The sequence below is a fragment of the Ferrimonas sp. YFM genome, assembly GCF_030296015.1.
Lineage (GTDB): Bacteria > Pseudomonadota > Gammaproteobacteria > Enterobacterales > Shewanellaceae > Ferrimonas.
Genome location: NZ_AP027368.1, coordinates 4,118,429 through 4,145,280 on the forward strand (window position 1 = coordinate 4,118,429; position 26,852 = coordinate 4,145,280).

Annotated in this window: 17 protein-coding genes; 5 read left to right on the plus strand and 12 right to left on the minus strand. The window is 61.1% G+C overall.

The window, feature by feature from the left end; genetic code table 11:
- The first annotated feature begins 65 nt into the window (after positions 1 to 65).
- Positions 66 to 422: a hypothetical protein gene (locus QUE41_RS19070; RefSeq protein ID WP_286340541.1), complete on the plus strand. Its 357-nt coding sequence runs from the start codon at positions 66 to 68 to the stop codon at positions 420 to 422.
- Between the two features lie 68 nt (positions 423 to 490).
- Here QUE41_RS19070 and QUE41_RS19075 read toward each other — a convergent pair whose 3' ends face one another.
- The gene (locus tag QUE41_RS19075) at positions 491 to 2,776 is read right to left on the minus strand and encodes a YgiQ family radical SAM protein (protein WP_286340542.1); all 2,286 of its coding nucleotides are present in this window, start codon (positions 2,774 to 2,776) and stop codon (positions 491 to 493) included.
- A 161-nt stretch (positions 2,777 to 2,937) separates the two neighbouring features.
- Between QUE41_RS19075 and QUE41_RS19080 the strand changes: the two genes are divergently transcribed.
- Positions 2,938 to 3,627 (plus strand): CPBP family intramembrane glutamic endopeptidase, encoded by a 690-nt coding sequence (locus QUE41_RS19080; RefSeq protein ID WP_286340543.1) that lies wholly within the window; start codon positions 2,938 to 2,940, stop codon positions 3,625 to 3,627.
- On the opposite strand, the gene QUE41_RS19085 is transcribed toward QUE41_RS19080, so the two are convergent.
- Together QUE41_RS19085 and QUE41_RS19090 are read right to left on the minus strand one after the other, a co-directional pair.
- The gene (locus QUE41_RS19085) at positions 3,624 to 4,418 is read right to left on the minus strand and encodes an SDR family oxidoreductase (RefSeq protein ID WP_286340544.1); all 795 of its coding nucleotides are present in this window, start codon (positions 4,416 to 4,418) and stop codon (positions 3,624 to 3,626) included. The genes QUE41_RS19080 and QUE41_RS19085 overlap by 4 nt on opposite strands.
- A gap of 47 nt (positions 4,419 to 4,465) precedes the next feature.
- Positions 4,466 to 7,039 (minus strand): putative bifunctional diguanylate cyclase/phosphodiesterase, encoded by a 2,574-nt coding sequence (locus tag QUE41_RS19090; RefSeq protein WP_286340545.1) that lies wholly within the window; start codon positions 7,037 to 7,039, stop codon positions 4,466 to 4,468.
- A 93-nt stretch (positions 7,040 to 7,132) separates the two neighbouring features.
- On the opposite strand from QUE41_RS19090, the gene QUE41_RS19095 reads away from it, so the two are divergent.
- Entirely contained in the window at positions 7,133 to 7,750 is a 618-nt protein-coding gene (locus QUE41_RS19095) for a uracil-DNA glycosylase family protein (protein WP_286340546.1), read from the plus strand.
- A gap of 12 nt (positions 7,751 to 7,762) precedes the next feature.
- Here QUE41_RS19095 and QUE41_RS19100 read toward each other — a convergent pair whose 3' ends face one another.
- The 3 genes from QUE41_RS19100 to hemE form a co-directional block, all read right to left on the minus strand.
- Positions 7,763 to 8,677: a pseudouridine-5'-phosphate glycosidase gene (locus QUE41_RS19100; RefSeq protein ID WP_286340547.1), complete on the minus strand. Its 915-nt coding sequence runs from the start codon at positions 8,675 to 8,677 to the stop codon at positions 7,763 to 7,765.
- Positions 8,671 to 9,765, minus strand: a complete 1,095-nt coding sequence (locus tag QUE41_RS19105) for a PfkB family carbohydrate kinase (RefSeq protein ID WP_286340548.1) — start codon at positions 9,763 to 9,765, stop codon at positions 8,671 to 8,673. The genes QUE41_RS19100 and QUE41_RS19105 overlap by 7 nt, the downstream gene beginning before the upstream one ends.
- Before the next feature lie 145 nt (positions 9,766 to 9,910).
- Positions 9,911 to 10,975, minus strand: a complete 1,065-nt coding sequence (gene hemE, locus QUE41_RS19110; RefSeq protein ID WP_286340549.1) for a uroporphyrinogen decarboxylase — start codon at positions 10,973 to 10,975, stop codon at positions 9,911 to 9,913.
- Between the two features lie 421 nt (positions 10,976 to 11,396).
- Here hemE and rsd point away from each other — a divergent pair, with 421 nt between their 5' ends.
- On the plus strand, positions 11,397 to 11,888 hold the full coding sequence (gene rsd, locus QUE41_RS19115; protein ID WP_286340550.1) for a sigma D regulator: 492 nt from the start codon (positions 11,397 to 11,399) through the stop codon (positions 11,886 to 11,888).
- A 102-nt stretch (positions 11,889 to 11,990) separates the two neighbouring features.
- On the opposite strand, the gene acnB is transcribed toward rsd, so the two are convergent.
- Both acnB and QUE41_RS19125 read right to left on the minus strand, forming a co-directional pair.
- Positions 11,991 to 14,588, minus strand: a complete 2,598-nt coding sequence (acnB, locus tag QUE41_RS19120) for a bifunctional aconitate hydratase 2/2-methylisocitrate dehydratase (RefSeq protein ID WP_286340551.1) — start codon at positions 14,586 to 14,588, stop codon at positions 11,991 to 11,993.
- A gap of 278 nt (positions 14,589 to 14,866) precedes the next feature.
- Positions 14,867 to 15,874 (minus strand): DUF4382 domain-containing protein, encoded by a 1,008-nt coding sequence (locus tag QUE41_RS19125; RefSeq protein WP_286340552.1) that lies wholly within the window; start codon positions 15,872 to 15,874, stop codon positions 14,867 to 14,869.
- Positions 15,875 to 16,011: 137 nt separating this feature from the next.
- Between QUE41_RS19125 and hxpB the strand changes: the two genes are divergently transcribed.
- On the plus strand, positions 16,012 to 16,659 hold the full coding sequence (gene hxpB, locus QUE41_RS19130) for a hexitol phosphatase HxpB (RefSeq protein WP_286340553.1): 648 nt from the start codon (positions 16,012 to 16,014) through the stop codon (positions 16,657 to 16,659).
- Between the two features lie 53 nt (positions 16,660 to 16,712).
- Here hxpB and QUE41_RS19135 read toward each other — a convergent pair whose 3' ends face one another.
- The 4 genes from QUE41_RS19135 to aceF form a co-directional block, all read right to left on the minus strand.
- Entirely contained in the window at positions 16,713 to 18,938 is a 2,226-nt protein-coding gene (locus tag QUE41_RS19135) for a patatin-like phospholipase family protein (RefSeq protein ID WP_286340554.1), read from the minus strand.
- A 171-nt stretch (positions 18,939 to 19,109) separates the two neighbouring features.
- Entirely contained in the window at positions 19,110 to 23,471 is a 4,362-nt protein-coding gene (locus QUE41_RS19140) for an EAL domain-containing protein (RefSeq protein WP_286340555.1), read from the minus strand.
- Positions 23,472 to 23,625: 154 nt separating this feature from the next.
- Positions 23,626 to 25,050: a dihydrolipoyl dehydrogenase gene (gene lpdA, locus QUE41_RS19145; protein WP_286340556.1), complete on the minus strand. Its 1,425-nt coding sequence runs from the start codon at positions 25,048 to 25,050 to the stop codon at positions 23,626 to 23,628.
- Between the two features lie 127 nt (positions 25,051 to 25,177).
- The gene (gene aceF, locus QUE41_RS19150; protein WP_286340557.1) at positions 25,178 to 26,839 is read right to left on the minus strand and encodes a pyruvate dehydrogenase complex dihydrolipoyllysine-residue acetyltransferase; all 1,662 of its coding nucleotides are present in this window, start codon (positions 26,837 to 26,839) and stop codon (positions 25,178 to 25,180) included.
- Positions 26,840 to 26,852: the final 13 nt, after the last annotated feature.

Below are 26,852 nucleotides of genomic sequence, written 5' to 3' on the forward strand. Positions count from 1 at the left end.
GACCCTCATTGGCGACCCCGCCTCCCGGCACCTATGCTTAGGGTTGTCCCACAAGGAGGCTCCCGATGAAGCAGCTACTGATTGCCCTGGCGCTGGTGCTAAGCGCCTCAGCCCTGGCGCTCGACAGCACCTCACCTCAGGTGAAACTGCTCTATGGTATCCATGATACCGACGGCAACCTGGTGCATGCTCAGGAGGTGCTGGTGACTTTGGTGAAGCCCTACTATCTGCGGCTGGACAGGGGCACTGGCGGACAATTGGAACTGGTGATCAGCGTGGATGAACTGGCAACCCGACTCAGCATGTTCTCCCCGGAGCTTGGGGAGTGCGAGTTTACCTTGGAGCGAGAGTATGACGCCGGCACCTGCCACACCCACAATGGCAGCAGCATCACCCTGATGATAGACAAGTACAACCGTTAGAGCGGCTCCCCCAAAACAACCACGCCGGGCATCTGCCCGGCGTTTGTTTTGAGTGACAAGGTTATTCTCTAACGTCCCTGACGCTGAGGCTTGGGACGACTCTGAGATTTGCCCCGGCCGGCTGAGGGCCCTTTACCTGCCGCACCCGGCCGGTTTCCTCCAGCCGCCGGCCCCTTACGCTGACCCTGGCCGGCCGGTTTGCCCTTGCCGCCGCCGCGGTTGTCGCGGGTTGCGCCACTGGCCGCCTTGCGGGGCTTGTCGAACTGCTTGAGGCCGGTGTGCTTGCTCAGGGCCGGCTTGCCCCGTCCTCCCTGGCCTTTGGGCCTGTGCCCTTCCGGCGGCACCAGACAGTTGGGGCCATGACCAATCAGCCTGGCCAGCCCCGCCTTCTTCAGACCTTCGCGCACCAACGGCCAGCCCTCGGGGTCGTGGTAACGGAGGATCGCCTTGTGAATGCGACGCTCCCGCCCGCCCTTGGCCACGGTCACCCGGTCCGACTTGTGACTCACCTTGCGCATGGAGTCCACTTCGGTGTGCCAGATGGCGGTGGCGTTGGCCAGGGGCGAAGGATAGAAGTTCTGCACCTGATCCAGCTTGAAGTTGTTCTCCTTCAGCCACAAAGCCAGGTTGGCCATATCCTTGATGCTGGTCCCCGGGTGAGCGGAGATGAAATAGGGGATCAGGTACTGCTTCTTGCCCGCCTCGGCCGAGTATTTGTCGAACAGCTCCTTGAAACGGTAGTAGCTGCCCATCCCAGGCTTGAGCATCTTGGACAACGGCCCCTCTTCGGTATGCTCCGGGGCGATCTTCAGGTAGCCCCCCACATGGTGGGTCACCAGCTCCTTCACATAGCGGGGATCCTCCACCGCCAGGTCATAGCGTACCCCGGATGCGATCAGCACCTTCTTGATCCCCTTCACCTTACGCGCCTTGCGATACAGCTCGATGGTCGGGGTATGGTCGGTGTCCATGTGGCCACAGATATCCGGGTAGATGCAGGAGAGGCGACGGCAGGTGGCCTCCGCCTTGGGGCTCTTGCAGCGCAGGTGGTACATGTTGGCGGTGGGACCACCGAGATCGGAGATCACCCCGGTAAAGCCCGGTACCTTCTCCTTGATCTCCTCAATCTCCCGAATCACCGACTCATGGCTGCGGCTCTGGATGATCCTGCCTTCGTGCTCGGTGATGGAGCAGAAGGAGCAGCCCCCGTAGCAACCGCGCATGATGTTGATGGAGGTCTTGATCATGTCGTAGGCAGGGATGGTCTGGTCCTGATACTTGGGATGAGGCACCCGCTGATAGGGCAGGCCAAACACCCAGTCCATCTCGTCGGTCTCCAGGGGGATCGCCGGTGGATTGAGCCAGATATGGCGGTCGCCGTGACGCTGCATCAGCGCACGGGCACAGCCTGGATTGGTCTCCTGATGGAACACCCGGGAACTGTGGGCATAGAGCACCTTGTCCACCCGCACCTGATCATAGGCCGGCAGCAGGATGTACTGCTTCTCCCAGGGCTTGGGTTTGGCAGGCTGCACCGTGACCGCCTTGGCGCCCTCCTCCTGTTGAGGAGAGGCCATATGACAGCCCATCTCATCGGCGCCGTAGGGGTTGGGGATGGGGTCAATCTTCCCCGGGGTGTCCAGGGTGGTGGAGTCCAGGCCACTCCAGCCCGGCAGGGCATCTTTGGTGAGGAAGCCGGTACCGCGGATGTCGCGCATCTCGGAGATGGGCTCCCCCGCCGCCAGTCGGTGGGCCACCTCGATGATGGGGCGCTCGGCGTTGCCGTAGATCAGCAGATCCGCCTTTGCATCGAACAGGATGGCGCGGCGCACCTTGTCCTGCCAGTAGTCATAGTGGGCGATGCGGCGCAAGCTGGCCTCGATGCTGCCGATGGTCACCGGCACATCCTTGTAGGCCTCTTTGCAGCGCTGGGTATACACCACCACCGCCCGGTCCGGACGCTTGCCGTGAACATTGCCCGGGGTGTAGGCATCATCATGACGCAGTCGACGATCCGCGGTGTAGTGGTTGATCATCGAATCCATGTTGCCCGCCCCTACGGCGAAGAACAGGTTGGGCTTGCCCAGGCGCATGAAGTCCTGTTTCGAGGTCCAGTCGGGCTGATCGATCACCCCGACCCGAAACCCCTGGGCTTCCAGCATGCGGCCGACGATGCCCATGCCGAAGGAGGGGTGATCCACATAGGCGTCGCCGGTGATGACGATGATGTCACAGCTGTCCCAGCCCAATGCCTCCATCTCCTTGCGGGTGGTGGGCATAAAGGGAGCCGGACCGTAACTCTCGGCCCAGTACTTGGGGTATTCAAACAGCTTGGTCTTTGCCTTGGGGATCATGGTGCACCTTTTCTCTTACCGGGCGCGGATTGTAGCAGAGTGACGGGGCGCTGGCGATGGCCAGTTTTTAACCACTTAAAGTGTAGGGGCTCCCCTCTCCATTGCCCTTGTCCATAGGTGCATGGATACTGGTCGGCTAGAAGAAATCAAGGAAGTGCTCTATGAATCAATCTGTTAGCCAAGGAGTGGCAAATTTCGAGTTTAAGCTGCCGCTCTACTATGTGGTAGGACTGACGTTGATCTGCAGCTTCGCCAGCGGACTCACCTATATTTTCGTACTCTGGCTACTGCCCGACAACGTACCTCAGCACACTGGAGTCGCTGCCGGCCTGGCGATGCAGCTGACCTTTCTGGCCGGGATGCTGCGGAGTTACCAGAAGTACTATCGACGCCAGATGTTCACTGCCATGGCTTTGACCCGGCCTCGTCATTTCCTGCCTCTCATGGCCCTGGCACTGTTTTGCTTCGGCGTGGAGCTGCTGCTGTTTCAGTTTATAGAGCCATCCGAGCAGGACTTTCAGTGGATGGCAGACACCATAGGTAGCTTGCCGTTGTGGCTCTCCTTGCTGACCGTGGTGTTGCTCGCTCCACTGGTCGAAGAGCTGTTTTTCCGACAGATGTTCTGGGCTGGGCTCAGGGAGCAGTTCCACAGTCCCCTCATCGCCACACTGATCAGCTCGGCCCTGTGGGCACTCATCCATACCCAATACAGCTTTCAGGGGGTGTCCACCCTGTTCCTGTATGGGATATTGCTAGGCTACCTCAGACATAAAAGCAGCTCGGTTATCCCCTGTATCCTGCTGCATTCGGCGATAAACGCTTTGGCCTTGGCTGAATTGCACCTGGGCTAATGCCGCTCCCGTATCGCCCTGTCGGCGATGCGGTCGATCAGCCCGGGTGCCACCAGTCTCAGCCAGCGGCCCAGCTTGCCACGCACTGAGGTAATCAGCAGCCGCTTGCGCCCGGCGATCGCCTCCAGACACAGCTGGGCACACTGCTCGGCGGTCATGATCTTCGCTTCCTGCATGGGGGTTTGTCCCAGGGGATTGCCGTCCGGGCCTATGGCCCTTTTGTGGATCTGGGACACCACGAAGTCGGGGCAGATCAGGGTAACGGCCACCCCTTGCGGCGCCAGTTCAATACGGAGGGAGTCGAAGAAGCCGACCATGGCGTGTTTGGAGGCAGCATAGCCGCTGCGACTGGGGACACCGGTGAGGCCGGCTATGGAGGCCACCGCCACCACCTGACCACCACTGGCCTTGAGAGACGGCAGGGCGGCATGGGTCAGGTAGACGGCCCCGAGATAGTTCACCCGCATCAGGGTCTCGTAGATCGCCAAGTCTTCCGCCTCGTCGAAGCGGCTCCACATGGTGATGCCGGCGTTGTTGATCAGGATGTCGATGCGGCCGAAGGCCCCCAGGGTCCGCTCCACCAGGGTCTGGCACTGGGTTTGCTCGGCCACGTCACAGGGACACCACTGCACCCCCTCTCCCAGTTCGCCGGCCAGTTCAGCCAGCCGGTCTGAGCTTCTGGCCGCCAGCATCAGCCTGGCGCCGGCCCGGTGCAAGGCGATGGCCAGGGCCCGGCCAATCCCCTCCGACGCACCTGTGAGTATGACGACTTTGTCCTGCACTCCCTGCATCTTGTCCCTCCTTGGGATTCACTGCGACTGGGTAACGGTCTGGCTGATTATGGCCAGGCCTGAGCCTGCTCCTCCGGCGGCGGCAGATCCGGCTCATAGGTCTCCAGATCCTTGGGCCGGCCGATGCCGTAGCCCTGGGCGTAGTTGACCCCAATCATCTTCAGCTGATCCAGGGTGTCCTGATCCTCGACAAACTCGGCTACCGTCTCGATGCCGATCACCCGGCACACGTCGTGGATCGATTTCACAATGGCGTAGTCCTTGGCATTGGTGGCCAGGTTACGGACGAAACAACCGTCGATCTTCACATAGTCCACCGGCAGCTGACGCAGGTAACCGTAGGAGGCGAAGCCTGAGCCGAAGTCATCCAGGGCGAAGGCAAATCCTCGGCGGCGCAGGGCATGGAGGATCTCCAGGGCCCGGCTTTCGTTGGCAATCGCCGCGGTCTCGGTTACCTCGAAACAGATGCAGTGAGGCGGGATGTTCAGGCTCTTGGTGAGATCATCAATGTAATCCACCAGGCCGTCACTGGAGAGGGTGGTGCCGGACAGGTTCACCGACAGCACCTGAATCTCCCACAACTCAGGGTGGCGGGCCAGCCATTCGAACGCCTTGCGCACTACCGCCCGGTCGACGGTGGGCATCAGGTTGAAGCGTTCTGCGGCAGCGATGAACTGCCCCGGCGCCAGGATACTGCCGTTCTCTTCCCGAATCCGCAGCAGAATCTCCATCCGGCGTCGCTCCGTCTTATGGGATATCGCCTCAATGGGCTGGAAGAACAGCACCAGGTTGTCGTTGATGATCGCCTCGTTGATCTTCATGGCCCAGGCCGGAGCGTTGCGCTGATGGGCCATATCCTGATCCAGGGAGTCGAAGAAGTGGATCTGACTCTCGCCCTTGGTCTTGGCCGCCTGACAGGCCAGCTCGGCATCTTTGAACACCTCCCTGGGGGTGCTCTCCAGCCCGCGGTGGAAGGCCACACCTATGTGAATGCCGACGGTATAGCTGCCGGAGTCCCAATAGAGGGTGATGGCGCGGACCTTGTCCATCAGCACCTTGAGTTGGCGTGCCGCCTCCAGGGCGGTGGTGTTGGCCAGCACCAGGGCAAACTCATCGCCGCCGATGCGGGCCAGGAAGTCGCCCTTACGGATGCAACGGGCCATTGCCTCGGACACATCCTTGAGCATGCGATCCCCGGCCTCGTGACCACAGCTGTCGTTGATCAGCTTGAAGCGGGCCAGGTCCATGTAGCAGATGGCGTGCTGACCGTCGTCGCTCTCCAGGTTCTGCAGGAACTGATCGAAGCTCTGACGATTGTAGAGCGAGGTGATCACATCGTACTGGGCCTTGCGCTTGAGTTCGCGCTTGAGCAACTCGGAGCGGGTGATGTCCTTGAGGATCACCACGGCGCCCACACACTGCCCCTCCGCTCTGTCCACCCGGGTGATGCTGAAGTCCACCATCCGCGCCAGCTGCTCCCGGGCCAGTTGCACCCGTCCCTCTTCATGAAGCTTGCCGCCATTGAGCAGGGCCACCAGCATGGCATCCAGCTGAGCCCCGGAATTTCCGGGCATGATGGCGGACAGGGGTTTGTGTAGGACCTGGTCGGTTTTCAGCCCCAACAACAACTCGGCCACGGGGCTGAGCTGGATCACCCGCCCCTCCTGGTTGACCATGATGGCCGCATCGGACACCGCATTGAGGGCACTGTGCTGAAACAGGTGGCTTACGGAGATCTCTTCGGACAGGGAGTTGATCAGCTTGGTCAGTTTGCGGGTGGCACTGCTGCCTTTGAGCTTCAGAGGCTTGTGCCAAAGCTTATTCTGCTGATGATTCTCCAGAGCCCCCTTGAGCTCCTGAGCTGGCACCAGCAACTGCCGCCGCAACTGGAACAGCATCACCCCCAGCATCAGCGCGATGGCGCCGATGAACAGGGCCATCAGCGACCACAGCAGGTGGCTCTTCTGCACCCGCTGCCACTGATGGAAGGTGGCGGTCACCCAAAGGGGTTCGCCGGAGAAGGTGGCCACAGGGATGCTGATGTTGCGGCCGATGCGTGACTCGGGCAACAGCAGCAGCTCGCCGATGAGTTCACTGGCGTGACTCAGCGCCTTGAAGCGCTCCGGTGTCAGCTCCTGAATCAGGGCCAGTCCGCGCCAGGCCTTGGTCTGGGCCGGCAGCACCACCACGGTATAGTAACGCTCCCCAAGCGCCATCACGCCACTGCGTTCATACTGAAAGGTGCCCACGTTGAACAGACGGCTGTACTTGTCCAGTATTCCCTGTTCGGTGCCGGTGGGGCGCACCCCGTCCGGCAGCAGCAGACGCAGCTCGCCATGGTGGTTGATCACCAGAGGCACCCGCCCCTGAAGCCGGCTTTGGGCCAACAGGTGATTTCTGAGGGGAGGCTGGGCAACCAGGACGTCGGACAGGTCCCGGCTCTGGCGACGCAGTTCGGTCTCAAGCTCGTCCACCACACCAGCCAGGGTACGGCTGTGCAAGTCGGCGGTCATGGAGGAGAGGCCACTTTCCAGTTGCCAATAGAGGGCGCTGCCGATAAAGATCAATATCGGCAAGGCGATAACCGCAAGTTGTAGTGTAAAGCGCTTGGTTATGCTCATCGACGCCGGTGAGTCGGACCGCTACCTTTTGGAATGATGAAGGTCAAGTTACCGAAAATTCATGCCCTTTTAAATGGCAAATGCGAAATCGATATGGATTCTGATAGACAGGACGCGACAGAGCTCAAAAATGCTTCACAGGCACTGGCCAAACGCATAGGCCGATGCCAGTTGTGTAAAGATGTTCTGCCCCTGGGGCCTCGTCCCGTGGTGCAGTTTTCCAGCAGCAGCCGACTGCTCATCATAGGCCAGGCACCCGGGCTCAAGGTCCACAACAGCGGCATCCCCTGGAACGACCCCAGCGGTGTGCGGCTGCGGGAGTGGATGAACCTGGAACCGGAGCGGTTCTACGACCCAAGCCGGGTCGCCATCATGCCCATGGGTTTCTGTTACCCCGGGCGGGGCAGAAGTGGTGACAATCCGCCGGATCCCCGCTGTGCCCCGCTGTGGCATCAGCAGATTCAGGCATTGATGCCCAGGATTCGATTGACGATTCTGGTGGGCCAGTATGCCCAGCGGCACTACCTGGAAGGATTCAATTCCCTGACCGAGAGCGTACGCCGCTGGCGCACTCACCTGGAACAGGGAATCATTGCCCTGCCCCACCCCTCTCCCAGGAACAACCTGTGGCTCAGGCGCAACCCCTGGTTTGAGGCAGAACTGATAGCGCCGCTGCAACAGAGTGTGGCAGCGGCGCTCAAAGGCAATTAGCCGGATACAGGATTAGCTGCAGTAGGCGGCAGCAATCCTGGCACCCAGACGGGCATTGTTCAGCACCAGCTGGATGTTGGAGTCCAGGCTGTTACCACCGGTCAGCTCGCACACACGGGCCAGCAGGAAGGGGGTGGAGGCCTTGCCGCCGATGCCCTGCTCTTCCGCTTCCTTCAGGGCGGTTTCGATGGCGTCGGTGATCACCTGGGGCGCCATGGCGAACTCTTCTGGAATGGGGTTGGCCACCACCACGCCACCTTTCAGATCCATGGCCCACTTGGCCTTCAGCGCCTCGGCGATCGCTTCCGGGGTATCCAGGCGGTAATCGATGCTGTGCTCACTTTCACGGGTGTAGAACGCAGGCAGGCTGTCGGTCTGGTAGCCCACAACAGGCACCCCTTGAGTCTCCAGATACTCGCGGGTCAGGCCCAGGTCCAGGATGGACTTGGCGCCGGCGCAGATCACCGCCACGTCGGTGTTGGCCAGCTCCTGCAGGTCCGCAGAGATGTCGAAGGTCTCCTGGGCGCCGCGGTGTACACCACCAATGCCGCCGGTGGCAAACACCTTGATGCCGGCCATGGCGGCCAGAATCATGGTGGCAGCGACGGTGGTGGCGCCATCTTTCTTGGCGGCCACGATGAAGGGGATGTCGCGACGGCTCACCTTGGTGACCGCTTGACCGGCCTGACCCAGATGGCGAATCTGCTCCTCATCCAGGCCCACCTTCAGACGACCCTCGATGATGGCGATGGTGGCGGGGATGGCCCCCTGCTCACGAATCGCCTGCTCAACCATCAGCGCAGTTTCCACGTTGCGTGGATAGGGCATACCGTGGGAGATGATGGTGGACTCCAGGGCAACAACGGGCTGGTTGTTGGCCAGGGCTTGGGCCACTTCAGGCTGGATATCCAGATACTGCTCTAACATGATGGGGTCTCCTCCAGCAGACGCTCGACCGCCTGCTCTGACATGGTTGAATTGATGGTGTTGTCGGCAATCAGCGCCAAACGCGCCGCGCCCAGGGCAAAGTCGACACTGCGGTCCCATTGCCATTGATTCATAAAGCCGTGGGTCAGGCCGGCCATCAGGGCGTCACCGGCCCCGGTGACATTGTTGACCTGAGTGGCGGACGCCGGAATGAAGCGATGCTGCTGCCCGTCACTGGCAAAGGCCCCCTCGGCCCCCAGGCTGATCAGCAGGCGCTGGACCCCTCTATCGTGCAGGGCCGCCGCTACATCAGGCAGATCTTCCAGGCGGTTCAGCTGCCGGTCGGCCAGCAGGGCGGCTTCCATACGGTTTGGCTTCAGGGTGTGGATCTTCTCCAGGAAGGGTGCCAGTTTGCCCGCCTTCACCGTAGAGACCGGGTCCACCAGGATTGGCGTGTCCCCATGGCGGTCAAACAGATACTCCAGAGCGTCCTGGCTCAGGTTGGCATCCAGCACCAGGGCACTGGCGCGCTTGAAGATGCCGTCGCGCTTGGCCAGTTGCTCGGCGCCCAGACGTCCGATCAGCGACATGTCGTTCAGCGCCACCTGCATCTCACCGTCTGGACCGTGGATGGACAGGTAACTGCTGGTGGTGGCACCAGCGACGGTCAGACAGTGATCCACCCCAACGCCAGCCTCTCGGCAGGCCTGCTTCAGCTGTTCGCCCCAGTTGTCGTCCCCCAGGGCCCCCACAAACTGAACCCGGCTGCCCAGGCGGCCCAGATTGTCGGCGATGTTGCGACCCACGCCGCCGGCACTGCAGGTGAGGTGGCCGGGATTGGAATCCCCGCTGACCAGGGGCGCATCGGAACGGCCACAGAGGTCCATGTTGGCGCCACCGATCACCACGGCGTACTGCTCCGGTGCCAGAATGTAGCCCTTGCCCTGAATCGCCCCCTTGCGGGTGAGATTCATGATGTGACCAGCCACGGCGCTGCGACTGATGCCAAGACGGTCCGCCAGCTCCTGCTGAGGGATCAGGGGGTCCTGACGCAGTATGGTCAGAATCTGTAATTCCCGCTCGGTCATAAACATTTGTCCGGTTAACAAACTTATGTTTGAGATAATGGATCATCGGCGGGAAAAAGGGAAGGGGAAATTTTGCGATCCCCTCTAAAAAAACGGCGATAAAAAACCCGGCACTTGGCCGGGTTTTTTTAAGTCGAGCAGAACCTTACTTGTGGTAGGGCTCGGACAGCTCGTGTACGGCACGGATAAAGGCGCCGGCGTTCTCTGGATCCACGTGCTGGTGAATGCCGTGGCCCAGGTTGAACACGTGGCCGTTGCCAGGACCGAACTCTTCCAGGATGCGGGACACTTCGCCACGGATCTTGTCCGCTGGCGCGTACAGCCAGGAGGGGTCCATGTTGCCCTGCAGGGCCACCTTGTCACCCACACGCTGACGGGCCGCCTTCATATCCACGGTCCAGTCACAGCCGACGGCGTCACAGCCGGTGGCGGCGATGTCTTCCAGCCACTGGCCACCGCCCTTGGTGAACAGCACGACAGGCACCTTGCGGCCGTCGTTTTCACGGATCAGGCCATCAACGATCTTCTGCATGTACTGCAGGGAGAATTCGCGGTAAGCCGGGCCGGACAGGGCGCCGCCCCAGGTATCGAAGATCTGTACCGCCTGAGCGCCGGCCTTGATCTGGGCGTTCAGGTAGAGGATGACGGAGTCGGCCAGCTTGTCCAGCAGCATGTGCAGGGTGGCGGGCTCAGCGAAGGCCATCTTCTTGATCTTGGCGAAATCTTTGGAGCTGCCGCCCTCAACCATGTAGGTGGCCAGGGTCCAGGGGCTGCCGGAGAAGCCGATCAGAGGCACTTCGCCCTTCAGCTCGCGGCGGATGGTGCGGACCGCATCCATCACGTACTTCAGCTCACCTTCTGGATCAGGCACAGGCAGCTTCTCAATCACCGCCTTGCTGTCACACAAGGTTTCGAAGCGTGGGCCTTCGCCCTGCTCGAAGTAGAGACCCAGACCCATGGCATCTGGCACGGTCAGGATGTCGGAGAACAGGATGGCGGCATCCAGAGGGTAGCGACGCAGAGGCTGCAGGGTCACTTCGCAAGCCAGCTCGGCGTTGCGGCACAGGGACATGAAATCGCCGGCCTCGGCGCGAGTGGCGCGGTACTCAGGCAGGTAGCGTCCAGCCTGACGCATCATCCATACCGGGGTTTTATCTACGGGCTGGCGCAGCAGCGCACGCAAGTAACGATCGTTTTTCAACTCGGACATTTCGCTCATCCCTAACACGCAAGCGGTTCAAAAAGTGGCGCTATTGTAGCACCTGGACACAGCTTTATGACCACGGAGACGTGAGGAGATTCGCAAAATTAGTGGTCAAAAGTTTGAACTGTGACTCAAATTCAGTGGGAACTTATTCGTAACAAGGTATTGCACCTCACCCTCGCCTTTGGTATAAAAATAGCGCGCTAGCAAATAACGCAGAAGCTCGCGGCAAGCGAGCCCTGAAAGACCATATCTTCGGCCCCACAGCATTGCTGTGGGGTTTTTTATTGTACTGTCCCCCCAATACACCACAATCTGCCCCCGCCGCCCCGGGCTCTGCCGGACTAGGTCAAAAAAAACATTGATCAACTGCCCTTCCATTACTTAAATTTGAATCAATAGGATCGCAGAACAAGAGGGACAGGCTATGTTAACCAGACTCCAGAATGCGGTAGAACAGTGGGGGGGAAAGAACACACTCATTGACCAGTGGCTGAACAATCGGCGTCAGTTGCTGATTCACTACTGCCAGCTGGCTAACCTGCCCCCCTACGACAGCGCCCCTCACCTGCCCGACCCGGATGGGGTCCATCACTTCTGCAACCTGCTGGTCGACTACGTCTCCGAAGGCCACTTCGAGGTCTACGATCAGGTGGTCTCCGAGTGCGAGAAACACGGCGAGGAGTGCCGTCAGCTGGCCAGCCGCATCGTTCCCCAAATTGCCAAGAGCACCGACGTCGCCCTGGACTTCAATGACAAGTTCGGCGTGCCCTTCGACGAAGACGATGAACGGATGATGGAGCTGGATGAGTCCCTCTCTCGCCTGGGCCAGGCGATGGAGGAGCGCTTCGCCTTCGAAGACAAGTTGCTGGACACCCTGCATCGCCACTACAGCGAAGAGCTGCAGCCCCAGCCCTGACGCAGGGGAATCACCAGCTGATTGAGTTGGGTCTTAGCCTGTCGACCCAAATAAAAAAAGCCCCGCATCTCACGGGGCTTTTTGTCGTCCAGAGTGTCGGGGTTACACCGCGGTCTGGATGATCACCTCACCGGCCGGCTTGGTGTAGTGCTCCATCTTGTGGAAGTTCAGGTAACGGTAGGTGTCCGCCGCCTGGGCGTCGATCGCCTTGGCGTACTCCTGATACTCCTCGACACTGGGCAGTTTGCCCATGATGGAGGCCACCGCCGCCAGCTCCGCAGAGGCCAGGAACACATTGGCTCCGGTACCCAGACGGTTGGGGAAGTTACGGGTGGAGGTGGAGACCACGGACGCCCCGTCGGCCACCCGGGCCTGGTTACCCATGCACAGGGAGCAACCGGGCTGCTCGGTGCGGGCACCCACACGGCCATAGATGCCGTAGTAACCCTCATCGATCAGCTGCTGCTGATCCATCTTGGTGGGCGGCGCCACCCACAGACGGGTCGGCAATGCACCCTTGTGCTTGTCCAGCAGCTTGCCGGCGGCGCGGAAGTGACCGATGTTGGTCATGCAGGAGCCGATGAACACCTCATCGATGCTTTCGCCCTGAACCTCAGACAACAGGCGGGCATCGTCCGGATCGTTCGGGGCACACAGGATAGGCTCCTTGATCTCGGCCAGGTCGATCTCGATCACCTCGCAGTACTCGGCATCGGCATCGGCTTGCATCAACTCAGGGTTGGCCAGCCACTTCTCCATCGCCTGGATGCGGCGCTCGATGGTACGGCGGTCGCCATAGCCCTCGGCAATCATCCACTTCAGCATCACGATATTGGAGTTCAGGTACTCGGCCACAGACTCCTCGGACAGCTTGATGGTGCACCCGGCGGCGGAGCGCTCGGCGGACGCGTCAGACAGTTCGAACGCCTGTTCCACGGTGAGGTGGTCCAGCCCCTCGATCTCCAGCACGCGGCCGGAGAAGATGTTCTTCTTACCCTGCTTCTCCACGGTCAGCAGGCCCTGCTGAATGGCGTAGTAGGGGATGGCGTGCACCAGGTCGCGCAGGGTGATGCCAGGCTGCATCTCGCCCTTGAAGCGCACCAGTACAGACTCAGGCATATCCAGTGGCATCACACCGGTGGCAGCGGCGAAAGCCACCAGACCGGAACCGGCCGGGAAGGAGATTCCCAGAGGGAAGCGGGTGTGGGAGTCGCCGCCGGTGCCCACGGTATCGGGCAGCAGCATGCGGTTCAGCCAGGAGTGAATCACGCCGTCACCGGGGCGCAGGGAGATGCCGCCACGGTTCATGATGAAGTCAGGCAGGGTGGCGTGAGTGGTCACGTCCACCGGCTTGGGATAGGCGGAGGTGTGGCAGAAGGACTGCATGGTCAGGTCGGCGGAGAAGCCCAGACAGGCCAGGTCCTTCAGCTCATCACGGGTCATGGGGCCGGTGGTGTCCTGGGAACCCACTGTGGTCATCTTGGGCTCACAGTACTGGCCGGGACGAACACCGGCGACGCCACAGGCCTTGCCCACCATCTTCTGGGCCAGAGTGTAGCCCTTGCCACTGTCGGCCACATCGGCGGGACGACGGAACACCTCGCTGGTGCCCAGCTCCAAGGCTTCGCGGGCGCGGTCGGTCAGGCCGCGGCCAATGATCAGCGGAATACGGCCACCGGCACGCACTTCATCCAGCAGTACGTCGGTCTTCAGCTCGAAACGACACAGCTCTTCGCCACTGTCGGCGTTCTTGGCCACGCCCTCATAGGGGTAGATCTCGATGACGTCGCCCATGTTCATCTTGCTGACATCCAGCTCGATGGGCAGGGCGCCGGCGTCTTCCATGGTGTTGAAGAAGATGGGCGCAATCTTGCCACCCAGGCAGTAGCCACCGCCGCGCTTGTTGGGCACATTGGGGATGTCGTCGCCCATAAACCACAGCACCGAGTTGGTGGCGGATTTACGGGAGGAGCCGGTACCCACGACGTCGCCCACATAGGCAACGGGGTGACCCTTCTCCTTCAGCGCCTCGATGGTGCTGATGGGGCCAATCTCACCGTCCTTGTCCGGGGTAATGCCGTCACGGGCAGTCTTCAGCATCGCCAGGGCGTGCAGCGGGATGTCCGGGCGGGACCAGGCATCGGGGGCGGGAGACAGATCATCGGTGTTGGTTTCACCGCTGACCTTGAATACGGTCAGGGTGATCTTCTCAGCCAGTGCAGGCTTGGACAGGAACCACTCCGCTTCAGCCCAGGAGTGCACCACCTGCTTGGCAAAATCGTTGCCGGCGTTCATCTTGTCCACCACATCGTGGAAGGCATCAAACATCAGCAGGGTATGGGACAGAGCCTTGGCGGCCAGAGACGCCAGCTCGGCGTCATCCAGCAGGGCAATCAGCGGTTCGATGTTGTAACCGCCCTGCATGGTGCCCAGCAGTTCAGTGGCACGTGCCTTGCTCAGCAATGGGCTGGCGCTTTCTCCGCGGGCGACGGCGGTCAGGAAGCTGGCCTTCACATAGGCGGCTTCGTCTACGCCGGGGGGGATGCGGTTTTCCAGCAGGTCGACCAGGGTCTCCTCTTCACCGGCGGGGGGATTCTTCAGCAGCTCCACCAGGGCAGCGGTCTGCTCCGCGTCCAGGGGCTTGGGAGCGATACCTTGGTTTGCGCGTTCGGCAACGTGTTCACGGTAGGCTTCTAGCACGGCAAAATTCCTCTTTTACTGGCAGGCTTACAACGAAGCTGCTCGTCCTGTTGTTGATTCCGGATTCTTGGGCACTGCGTCAGATCACAGCGCGTTCCGGTTTTGCGTGGCGTTTTGGTTCCATTTTGTGATGAATGCCACATGTTTCTGGCTGTGGGCAGTATATCTGAATTAAAACGGAAGTTTAAATTGCAACCGCTCCGATGAGCCGGTTTTTTGGACTAAAGTTGAAGAAAGTGAAGCTGGGCGGCACCCAGGACAGGTGCCGCCGCGTTGGATCACAAAATGGGATCCAGGTCTTGAACAGTGGTCAGTCCAGGCTGGACCTGTACCGGAGTGTAGTGCTGGTAGAAGGTGAAGTCCTGCTCTTCGGTCTCGTGACTCTCGGGCAGATCGAAGTTGGCCACACAGGTATAGCCGATGCTGTAGGTCCCCTCTCCGATAAAGCCAAACTCATAGCGATACTCGCCGCTGGCCTCATCCAGGCTGATGTCGGCGGTGGCCACCGGCGCCACCAGAGGTGACCCATCCGGATACCCGGCGTCCCCCACCAGATCACCCATGGTGGTGCGGTCACGTTCCCCGGCAAACAGGTAAGCCACGTGACTGAACTCGGACACCTCCAGCAGAGAGGTCATGTCCGCCTCACACGCCTCTCTCTGCTCCACAGCCAGAACACCGGCGATGTTGCCGGCACCGGCCTCATTCACCAGTTGTACTGCGGTGGGCTTGATGAACATCCCCTCCTGGCCTTGTGGGTCCACCAGCCCCTGACGCAGATTAAACTCCGCCACGTAGTTGTTGATGCCGGTATTGATGGTAAAAGGCTGATTGAAGAAGATGCGCCCCGCCTCGTCGGTGTTGCCTCTGACACCCTGACAGCTGCCTTTGCTGTTCACTCGAAGCGGCACCACCCCCTGATCCTGGGTATTCACGTAAGACAGTTGCTGGGTACCGTCCCCGTCCAGGGCATAGAGGCACATGGTGTACTCGCCCACGGCCAGGGTCTGGCTGTTCACCAGGGTGGCGCTGTTGCTGCCGGTGTAATCCAGCAGGTCGACACTGTCCGGGCCCCCTTCACTCAAGTCGATCAGTATGGGATCGCCGCCGTCCTCGGGCACAAGCACCACTTCGTTGAAGAACAGCACCACTTCGTCCGCCTGCTCCACCGGCGCATCGGACACCGCCAGGGAGAACTGTCCTGTCTGTGGAGAGGAGGAGCCGCTGCTGCCGCCGCAACCGGCCACAAGCAGTGCCAAACTGATGATGGAAAGGGGTTTGATCATAGGGTCACCTTAGAAAAATAGGCTACACTGCCGGCCCGGCAAGGGCGGCAATGGTGTTGATATTGGGTTGAATGCCTTAACCTTAGTCAAAGCTGAAGGCCTTGCAAGGCACACATTCGCGAGTGAGAGGAGTCAAAATGGTCAAAGGGGTCGTTTTCGATATGGACGGCGTGTTGGTGGATTCCGAACCGTTCTGGCAACTTGCTGAAATGGAGGTATTTCCTCAACTGGGGGTACCCATCACCCTGGAAGACACCTTGAAAACCCAAGGATTGAGAATTGATCATGTGGTTCAGTTCTGGTTCAGCCGCCACCCCTGGCAAGGCGCCACCCCCAAGCAGGTGGAGCAACAGATCCTCGATGCCATGGTCAAGGTGATTCAGGAGAAAGGCCAGCCCATGGCCGGGGTACGTTCGACTCTGGACATCCTGCACCAGGCGGGGATCCCCATGGCGGTGGCCACCTCGTCCCCCCATATCCTGATGGAGACCACCCTGGAGAAACTGGCCATCGGCCACTACTTCCAGGCCACCTGCTCCGCCGAGCACCTGCCCCTGGGCAAGCCCCATCCCCAGGTCTACCTCAATGCGGTGGATGCCCTGAATCTCGAGGCTACCCAGTGTCTCGCCATCGAGGACTCCTTCAACGGCCTGCTGGCCGCCAAGGCCGCCAGGATGCACACCCTGGCGGTGCCCGATGCCGACCACAGGGGCGATCCCAGGTATGTGATCGCCGACAGGCAGTATCTCAGCCTGGAGGAGTTCTCCCTGGATCACTGGCGTTAGGCCGAAACGACGAAGGGCACCCGCAGGTGCCCTTCTTTTTTGGATTCGTCCCGTTAGAACCGCTTGCCCAGGAACAGGTAGAGGCTGGAGTCGCCGCTGTCCGCCATACCCCAGGCGATGGCCGCCGGCCCCAGCTTGGTCTCGGCACCGATAAACAGACTGCCGGCATAGATGAGGTCGTCCCAGTCTGCGTCATCCCGGGTCAGCCATACGTTGCCGGCCTCGGCGGAGAAGCCCAGGTACAGGGGCCAGGTGATCCCCAGCACTCCCTTACTCAGATCATAGGTGTACACCCCGGCCACCAGCCCCTTGTGACTGCCCAGCAGAGAGTCCCGGTAGAAGCCGGACAGGTTGAGGAAGCCACCCAGGGAGGTGAAGTGGACGAAGCTGATGCCGTCGCTGTCGATGGTCTCAAGTTCACTCTTGATAAAGAAGCTGTGCTGATCCCAGTTGGTGGCGCCGGTCCACTCCAGGTGGTAGACCAGAGACTCCTGCTTGTTGGTGGGCAGGCCATCGAAGGTCAGATTCGAGCGTTCGTCGATATGAGACACGCTCACCAGCAGCCTGTTGCCCTGGGTGGGGAACATGGCGCCATCCAGGGTATCGTAGCCAAAACTGAACATGGCACCGTGGAACTCGTAGTCCCCCAGTTTAGTCAACACCAGGGCGTGCTCATCGCTGACGTCCCCGGACTCATACTGATACCCCAGCTCCAACTGAGCCGCCAGCCCCAGGTTGATCCCCAGGCCCGCCATCCAGTTGTCCCGTTTCCGCTCGATGCTGCGGAAAGGGAAATCTGCCGAGGGCGAGATCCGTTCCCAGCGCTCCTGTTGCGCCTCGAACTGGGCGCGGCTGTACCAGCGGCCGTTGGCGTCCAGGGGCAGGTAAAATTCACTGCTGAGGCGGCGATTGGTCCCCAAAGACAACTCATTTCGCCACTGGCCATGGAGGCTGGTGATGTTGTTCATGGTGAAGGCGATGTCCAGGTTGGAGGTGGTGGGATTATCAAAGTCATCCTCAAACCTCAGCCCCAGTTCAAACAGGTGGGGGCCCCAGCTCTTGCCGTCGGTGTCCACCACCAGCACCCGCCCCTCGGCCCGCTCCTGAATGTAGGCGTCCACCCGCTCAAACTCGTTGAGGGCATAGACACGGGCGATGGCCTCCTCGATCTCATCCTGGGCCAGGGGTTGCCCGGGCTTGACCCCCAGGGCGGTAAGAATGCGGCTCTCCCCAACCCAGGAGTCGTTATCCAGTTCAATGGCCACCAGCTCTCCGGCGCCCTTATCTTCCCAGAAGCTGCGCAGAGCCTGCTTCTGGGCCCGGTAGCCGGCGTAGCGGGCCTCGGGCAGGGACAGTGCCCTGAGCTGCTCCAGCTTGGCCCGGGCCGCCGCTTCACCTCGGGGAATCATGTCTGGCATCAGGTCGAAGTCCGAGGTTCCCACCCCGTCGATCTCCGGCACCAGCAGGATATCCTGCTCACTCATCAGCGCCACCTGCTGATCCCGGGTCAGGTTGGTCAGGTAGCCGGTCAGCTGATCGACGATGTCGAACACCGACTTGAGATCGTCCTTCCCCTTGAGTGGGGTGCCGATGTCCACGGCGATGACAATGTCCGCCCCCATCGCCTTGACCACGGAGACCGGCAGGTTGTTGGCCATGCCGCCATCCACCAGCATATGGCCGTCGATCTCTATGGGTGCCAGGGCGCCGGGCACCGTCATGCTGGCCTGCATCGCCAGCACCAGGTTGCCGCTCTCCAGCACCACCTCACTGCGATCGGTGAGATCCGTGGCCACGGTACGCAGGGGGATGGGCAGATCATCGAAGTGACCCACCTCCGGAATGTTACCCACGGAGCGGCGAATCAGAGAGCGCATGGTCTGGCCCTGCAGGGCCCCCTTGGGAAAGCGCAACTCCCCCTCCCGGTACCCCATCTGGATCCCCAGGGGGAAGTCATCCCGCTGCTGCTTGTCGCGATAGGCGAGATCTTCCCTGGGGATGTCATCATCGAAGCCGGTATTGAAGTCCATGGAGAGAAGAATGGCTTCTATCTCGTCGGCGCTGTACCCCAGGGCATAGAGGCCGGCGACATAGGAGCCCATGGAGGTGCCGGCGATGTAGTCCACCGGAATCCGGTTCTGCTCCAGCACCCTGAGCACACCGATGTGGGCCGCACCCTTGGCGCCCCCCCCGGAGAGAACCACACCCACAGTGGGACGTTCGGTAGCCTGCAGCCAAAGTGGCAGGAGCAGCAGTAAAGCCAGCGTAGTGCGTAACATAGATCCCTCTAGGGCGCGTTGATCTTGGGCGATGACATTCAGTAAAAGAATAACGGAAGGCTATCAGGGAGTTTGGCTGGAGGTACAGTGACTTTGCATAAAAAACGGTAATAGACCCCGGGCTGTGGTTTGCGTCTTCAACGCACTCAACAGCCCCGGGGTTCAACCAACTCAGGATGAAGCCATCAGCAGTTCGTGTTCACTCGGGGTCCAGTTTGCCAGCCACTGACGACACTGTGAAGACGGCATCGGCCTGGCGAAGTGATACCCCTGAACCAGGTGACAGCCCTGGCTGCGCAGGAACGCCAGTTGATCCGGCGTCTCCACCCCTTCCGCCACCACGTCCAACTCCAGGTTACGGCCCAGATCGAGAATACTGCAGGTGATCGCCCGGTTGGCCTTGTTCTCCAGCATGGACTGGATGAAGGAGCGGTCGATCTTCAGGCTGTTCACCGCAAACTGGCTCAGGTAGGAGAGCGACGAGTAGCCGGTGCCAAAGTCATCCACCGCCACCGAGATCCCCAGCTCCCTCAGGGCCAGCAGGTGGGCCTGGGCCAGGTTGACCTGCCTCATCAGCACCCCTTCGGTGATCTCCAGACACAGCTGTTCCGGTGGAATGCCGGTGCTCTGCAGCACCGACTGGATAAACTCCACGTAATCGTACTGGCGGAAGTGGCTGGCGGAGACGTTGATGGAGAGTTTGAGATCCCCGTTCTCCGGCCAGGACATGAACTCCCGGCAGGCATTCTCCAGCATCCAGCGATCCAGGCGGATGATCAGGCCACTGGACTCCGCCAATTCGATAAAGAGATCCGGCGCCACCGGACTGCCGTCCTCCCGGTTCCAGCGCATCAGCGCCTCGACACCACACACCGAGTTGTCGGAAACGTCAAGCTGTGGCTGGTAATGGATCGCCAGCTTGTCCTGCTCCAGGGCCTGACGCAGCTCGTTCTCCATCTCCAGCTGGTAGGTGGCCTGGGCATCCCGCTCTCGGGTATAGAAGCAGGCGCGTCCCCGCCCCTCCTCCTTGGCGTGGTACATGGCCAGGTCGGCGTTCTTCAGCAGCTCTTCGGCCTGGCTGCCATCCTCTGGGTAGAGGGCGATGCCGATGCTCACCGACAGGTAGAGCACCTGCTGCTGCACCTGAATGGGCTCAGACAGCAGGCTGAGGATCCGCTCCGCCAGGGCCTCCACCTGCAGCCTGTGATTGAAGTCGCGCACTATGATGACGAACTCATCGCCGCCAAAACGGCAGACGGTGCCGCTGCCCCCCACCACAGAGGAGAGCAGGCGGCTCACCTCCACCAGCAGGGCGTCGCCGGTACCATGACCGAAGGTATCGTTGATGTGCTTGAACCTGTCCAGGTCCAGGAACAGCAGGGCCAGGGGATCATCCGGCGAAGCCTGCATCAGGGCACGGATCTGCTGGTCGAACTGGGAACGGTTGGGCAGGCCGGTCACCAAGTCGTAATTGGCCAGCTTCTGCAGCGCCACCTCCTGCTTCTTCCGCTCGGAGATGTCGGAAAACAGCACCACCAGATAGTCGCCGCCACTGTCCAGGGCCATATGGCTGAGGTTGAGCCACACCGGCACCTGACCGCGGCCGCGGCGGCGCATCTGGGCTTCGCCGCTCCAGCGACGCTGGCTCTTCATCTCGGCGAGGATCTCGGATTCGGTCAACAATGTGTCCGCCAGGCTCACCCCCTCCAGCGCCCCCTTGGGGTAACCGAGGATCGCCAGGGCCGACGGGTTGTGCGCAGTCACATTGTACTCCGCATCCAGAATCATCATCCCCTCGGTGGTGTTCTCCATGGCGTGGGCATAGAGGGTGTGCAGGTGAGCCATCTTGCGCACCTTGGTGCGGTCGGCGTACACCCCGGCCACCAGCAACGCCTGGCCGGTATCGGGATCCCGTTCGATCACCGTGCCGGTGGCCCACAGCCAGCGCCATTCGCCGATGGGACTGATGGCCCGGAATTCCACGTTGATCCGCTCCTGATCGCCGGCCAGAAGCTGTTTCCAGGCCTGGGCCACGGGCTGCAGATCCTGACGGTGCAGGGTCATCCCCACCCGGGGAATGCGCATCGGCCTGTTGGTGCGAGACAGGGTGGTCTGACGGTTTTCCACGTAGAAGCTGTCACTCTTGGCATCCCACTCCCAGATGTCTGACCCGCCCCCCTGCAACGCCAGCTGCAGTCTGTGCTGACTCTGGCGCAGTGCCTGGTTGATGCGACGCTGCCGGCGCAATTGATTGCGCCAGTTCACCGCAGTGACAAACAGCATCAGTATGGTGACCGTCAAAAACAGCAGCTGCATCCCCTGCCTGGCCCACCAGTGCTGCTCCACCTTGAAGTTGAGCCTCAGCGGCTCCCTTTGCCAGACGCCGTCAAACTCGCCGTACACCAACAGGGCGTGGTTGCCCGGTGGCAGACGGGACAGGGTGATGCTGGACTCCCCGTCCAGCTCGGTCATGCTGCTGGGCTTGCCGTCGAACACCAGCTGATAGCGGAAGTGAACCGCCGGGCCGGTGATGAGATTGGTGGTGCCCAGGTTGATGTTCACCAGCTCGAAGCTGGGGCGGATCACCATCTTCTGCATCTGGGGGATCAGGAACAGTTCGTTGCCACCCTCGTACTGCACCTTGACCGACTCCAGCTGGACGCTGTTGCTGCTCTTGGCCTCGGTGATGTGCATGGGGTCCACCCGCAGCAGCCCTGTGGTGGTGCCGACCACCAGGGTGTCGTCGGCCAGACGAAAGGCGGCGCCCTCATTGAGCTCGGTGTTAAACAGTCCGCCGTCGTTGCCCACGCTGGAGATGGTCCCGGTATCGCGGTTGTACCGTGCCAACACCTGTGGGCAGCCGATCACCGCCCCCTCCTGGGTCGGCTGGATAAAGTAGGGGGTGGTGCAGTTGAAGCGCCACTGCTCGTTCATGCGGAACGCCAGCTTGAGGCCGGTGTCCACCTCCAGGATCCCTTCGCCGAAACTGCCCACCAGCAGTTTGTCCGGCGCCACCTGAGCCATGGGGCCGAAGTGGTAATCGTCCGGGTCGCCGGGCAGCCAGTTCAGGGTGGATTCGAAACGCCGGTCCATCAACTGGTAGCGGCCAAACAGCTGCTTGCCCCCCAGCCACACCTCATGGCCCAGATCCAGGATGTTGCGCACCTCCATCAGGGGCTGGCCTTCGTCCAGGATCAGTTCAAGGGTGCGACGTTCGGTATCGAACAGATAGAGCCCCATATCGGTGGCCAGCCAGATCCGGCCCGGCCCCTCGGCCATGGTCAGAATCACCCGGTTGCTGAGATCCGGCAAACCGTCATCACCGGTGGCGATCCTGTGGCCCATCCCCTGCGCCCGGTCCACCATAAACAGCCCCTTGGTAGTGCCCACCAGCAGCTCGGTGTCCGAGATGGGCAGGGCACTGAAGGCGGCATCCAGGGCATCGAGGCCCTCCAGCAGCAGAGGCTTGACCGTCCGCCCGACCAGGTCCACCTCATCCACACCCTGGTCGTGGGAGACAAACAACTGCTCAGGTGTGCCACTGAAGCCCCACACCAGATCGGCGCCGATGGCGGGAGAGGTGTGGGTGGACAGACGGTCCAGCACATAGTCTTCCGGCTGGGACAGGGCGGCGATGCCGGCACTGATGGTGGCCACCCAGAGGTTGTCGCTGTCGTCCAGCTCCAGCTTGTGCATGCTGGCTGCGACATCGAACAGCTCTTCACTGCGGCCCATGGCGGTGACTTTCAGGTCCTTGCCATCAATGCGGAACAAGCCCAGGGTGGTCACCACCCACAGATTGCCCTTGCTGTCCTGCTGGATGTCGCGCACCGAACGTCCCACGGGGTCGATGCGGATGAAATTCTGCCCCTGACGCAGATACAGTCCCCGGGTGGAGGTCAGCCACAAGCGGCCCTGACGGTCGGAAAACAGGGTGGTGAGGTTGCCCCGCTCCTTGGGCCAGGGGGCGGACTCCAGAACCTCCCCCTCCATGGAGAAGGTAATTAACTGGTTGCGGGTGCCGGTGACCAGGGTATCGCCGTGGTGCACCAGACCTTGAAAGAAGTGCTTCTGGGCGCCAATCACCGACAACAGGGTGGCCTGCTCCTCGGCCAAATCGAACCGGTAGAGCTGGCCCATCTCGTTCAGTACCCAGAACAGCTGGCCCTCGGCGTCGGTCAGGGCGGTAGAGCCTCCTCCCTGGTAATCCGTGTAGCTGTCACGGCCGAGCATGGAAACCTGGTTGTGGGCCTCATCCAGCAGGAACAGATCATGCTCACTGGAGATCAGGATCTGATTGTCTGGCAGGGTTCGTACCCGGGTCAGAGTGAAATCAGGCAGGAGGACGGTATCGGAGAAACGATCGAGGCGGCGAACCTTGTGGCTGGCGATGCGGTAAAGCCCATCGTGGGTGGTCACCCACAGTTGTCCCCGATCGCTGAAGGCCATATCCGTCACTGAATTGGAGACGAAACCGGAATGGTGATCGAAGACACGGCTCTGGAAGCCGTAAACCGGAAGAACTTGTCCCAACAACAGGACCAATAGCGTGAGCCACCTCAACAGAATGAGCCACCTTCAGGGTTATAGTTATCGAAACGCTACTTTAAAAGTTGTTCTACCAAACTTCCATCGCTCTGTGCATAAAAAAAGCGGCCGAAGCCGCTTAATTCGCATTTGAAGGGTGTTAACGCTTCTTCGCCTTGGGGTTGGGCAGGTCAGTGATGCTGCCCTCATACACCTCGGCGGCCAGGCCCACAGACTCGTGCAGAGTGGGGTGGGCATGGATGGTCAGCGCCAGATCTTCGGCATCACAACCCATCTCGATGGCCAGGCCAATCTCACCCAGCAGTTCGCCGCCGTTGCTGCCGACGATGGCCCCGCCGATCACCCGGTGGGTCTCCTTGTCGAAGATCAGCTTGGTCATGCCGTCAGCGGCATCCTGGGCAATGGCTCGGCCACTGGCAGCCCAGGGGAAGACCGCAGTTTCGTAAGCGATGTTCTGCGCCTTGGCTTCCTTCTCGGTCAGGCCCACCCAGGCCACCTCAGGATCGGTGTAGGCGATGGAGGGGATCACCTTGGGATCGAAGTAGTGCTTCTTACCGGAGATCACCTCGGCGGCCACATGGCCTTCATGCACACCTTTGTGCGCCAGCATCGGCTGGCCGACGATGTCGCCGATGGCGAAGATGTGGTTGACGTTGGTGCGCATCTGCTTGTCGACGTTGATGAAGCCGCGCTCGTCAATCTTCACGCCCGCCTTGTCGGCGTCGATCAGTTTGCCGTTGGGGGTACGGCCGATGGCCACCAGGACCGCGTCATAACGCTGAGGCTCTGCCGGGGCCTTCTTGCCCTCCATGCTGACGTAGATGCCGTCTTCCTTGGCTTCCACCTGGGTGACCTTGGTCTCCAGCATGAAGTCGAACTTGTTCTTCATCCGTTTGGTAAAGACGCGAACCACATCCTTATCGGCTGCGGGGATCACCTGATCCAGCATCTCCACCACGTCCACCTTGGAACCCAGGGTATGGTATACGGTACCCATCTCCAGGCCGATGATGCCGCCGCCCATAACCAGCAGGCGCTCGGGGATCTCTTTCAGCTCCAGGGCGTCGGTGGAGTCCCAGATGCGGGGATCTTCGTGGGGGATGAACGGCAACTCGATGGGGCGCGAACCGGCGGCGATGATGGCGTGGTCAAAGTTCACCACTGTGGTGCCGTCGGCACCCTCTACGGCGATGGAGTTGGGGCCGGTAAACTTACCAAAGCCGTTTACTACCTTCACCTTACGCATCTTGGCCATACCGGACAGACCACCGGTCAGTTGGCCAATCACCTTCTCCTTGTGGGCGCGTACCTTGTCCAGATCGATCTGGGGCTCACCGAAGCTGATGCCGTGATCCGCCATCGCCTTGGCTTCGTCGATCACCTTGGCAACGTGCAGCAGCGCTTTGGAGGGGATACAACCGACGTTCAGGCACACACCACCCAGGGTGGAGTAACGCTCAACGATAACGGTTTCCAGGCCGAGGTCGGCGGCACGAAAAGCGGCGGAGTAACCGGCAGGTCCGGCACCGAGAACCACGACTTGGGTTTTGATCTCGTTGCTCATAATGTCCTCTATTTTTTATTCATTCCGTTGGGGCAGTCACCACCTGACGGCGGGGATGCTGGCATTGTACTGCCCCGATTCCTTAAACAAAAGGCCAACCAGAATGGTCGGCCTTTTATATGCCGATTTACAGAATCAATCGACGGATGTCACCCAGTGTCTGACTCAGGGTGGTGATGAAGCGGGCCGCGTCGGCACCGTCGATCACCCTGTGGTCATAGGACATCGCCAGGGGCAGCATCAGCCGGGGCTGGAACGCCTGGCCATCCCACTTGGGCTTCATCTCGGAGCGGGACACGCCGAGGATGGCCACGTCCGGGGCGTTGACGATGGGGGTAAACTGAGTACCGCCAATGCCGCCCAGGCTGGAGATGGTGAAGCAGCTTCCCTGCATGTCGGTAGCTGTCAACTTACCTTGACGGGCCTTGGTGGAGAGCTCCGCCAGATCCTGAGACAGTTCGATGATCCCTTTCTTGTTCACATCACGAACCACGGGCACCACAAGACCGTTGGGGGTATCCACCGCCACACCGATGTGGATGTACTTCTTCATCACCAGGCTCTCACCGTCTGCAGACAGGGAGCTGTTGAACTTGGGGTGGGTCTCCAGGGCTCGGGCCGCCGCCTTGAGGATGAACACCAGAGGGGTGATCTTCACGCCGCTGTCGCTCTTGGCCGCCAGCTGGTTCTGCTCCTTACGGAACGCCTCCTGCTCGGTGATGTCCGCCTCGTCAAACTGGGTCACATGGGGGATGGTCACCCAGTTGCGATGCAGGTTGGGACCGGAGATCTTCTGGATCCGGGTCAGCGGCACCTCTTCCACTTCACCGAACTTGGCGAAGTCCACCTTAGGCCCTTCAATCACCTGCAAACCGTTACCGGCACCTGTGCTGGTGGCGGCGCTGGCCTTGGGACGGGACAGCTCATACTTGACGTAGGCCTGCACGTCCTCTTTGAGGATGCGGTTCTTACGGCCTGTGCCCTTCACCTTGGTCAGGTCCACACCAAACTCGCTGGCCAGGCGGCGAACCGCCGGAGAAGCGTAGATGGCGCCGGTGGCCTTGGGGGCCGCCGCAGAGGGGTGATGAGGCACAGGTGGCGCGGAGTTCTTGGCCGGAGCCGGCGCAGGGTCCGCCTTAGGCGCTTCGGCAGCAGGCGCCGGAGCAGGTTCAGCCGCCACTGGGGCCGCATCCTGAGTTTCAATCAGGGCCACCAGTCCGCCTTCGCCAATCTTGTCGCCCACGTTGACCTTCAGCTCCTTCACCACACCGGCGAAGGGGGCAGGCACCTCCATGGTGGCCTTGTCGGTCTCCAGGGTGATCAGGCCCTGTTCCGCCTCGACGCTGTCACCCACGGCAACCAGCACCTCGATGATGTCCACTTCACCGGACTCACCGATGTCGGGCACGGTCACCTCTTTCACCACAGGCCCGGAAACGGCCACCGGCGCCTCGGCGGCGGCAGGGGCTTCAGGGGCAGGGGCAGGCTCGGCAGGAGCCGGGGTTTCCGCTGGGGTCGCTTCGGCCGCCGGGGCCTCGGCGGCCGCTTCACCGGCCACCTCCACCAGGGCGATCAGGTCCCCTTCGGAGACCTTGTCACCTACCTGGACTTTCAGCTCAACCACGGTACCCGCGTCTTCGCTGGGCACATCCATGGTGGCCTTGTCGGTTTCCACGGTGATCAGCGAACCTTCCGCTTCAACGGCGTCGCCAGCGGCCACGCACAGCTCGATGATCTCTACCGCATCGCCGCCCACGTCGGGCAGACGGATCTCTTTGATTTGTGACATTTATCTAATCCCT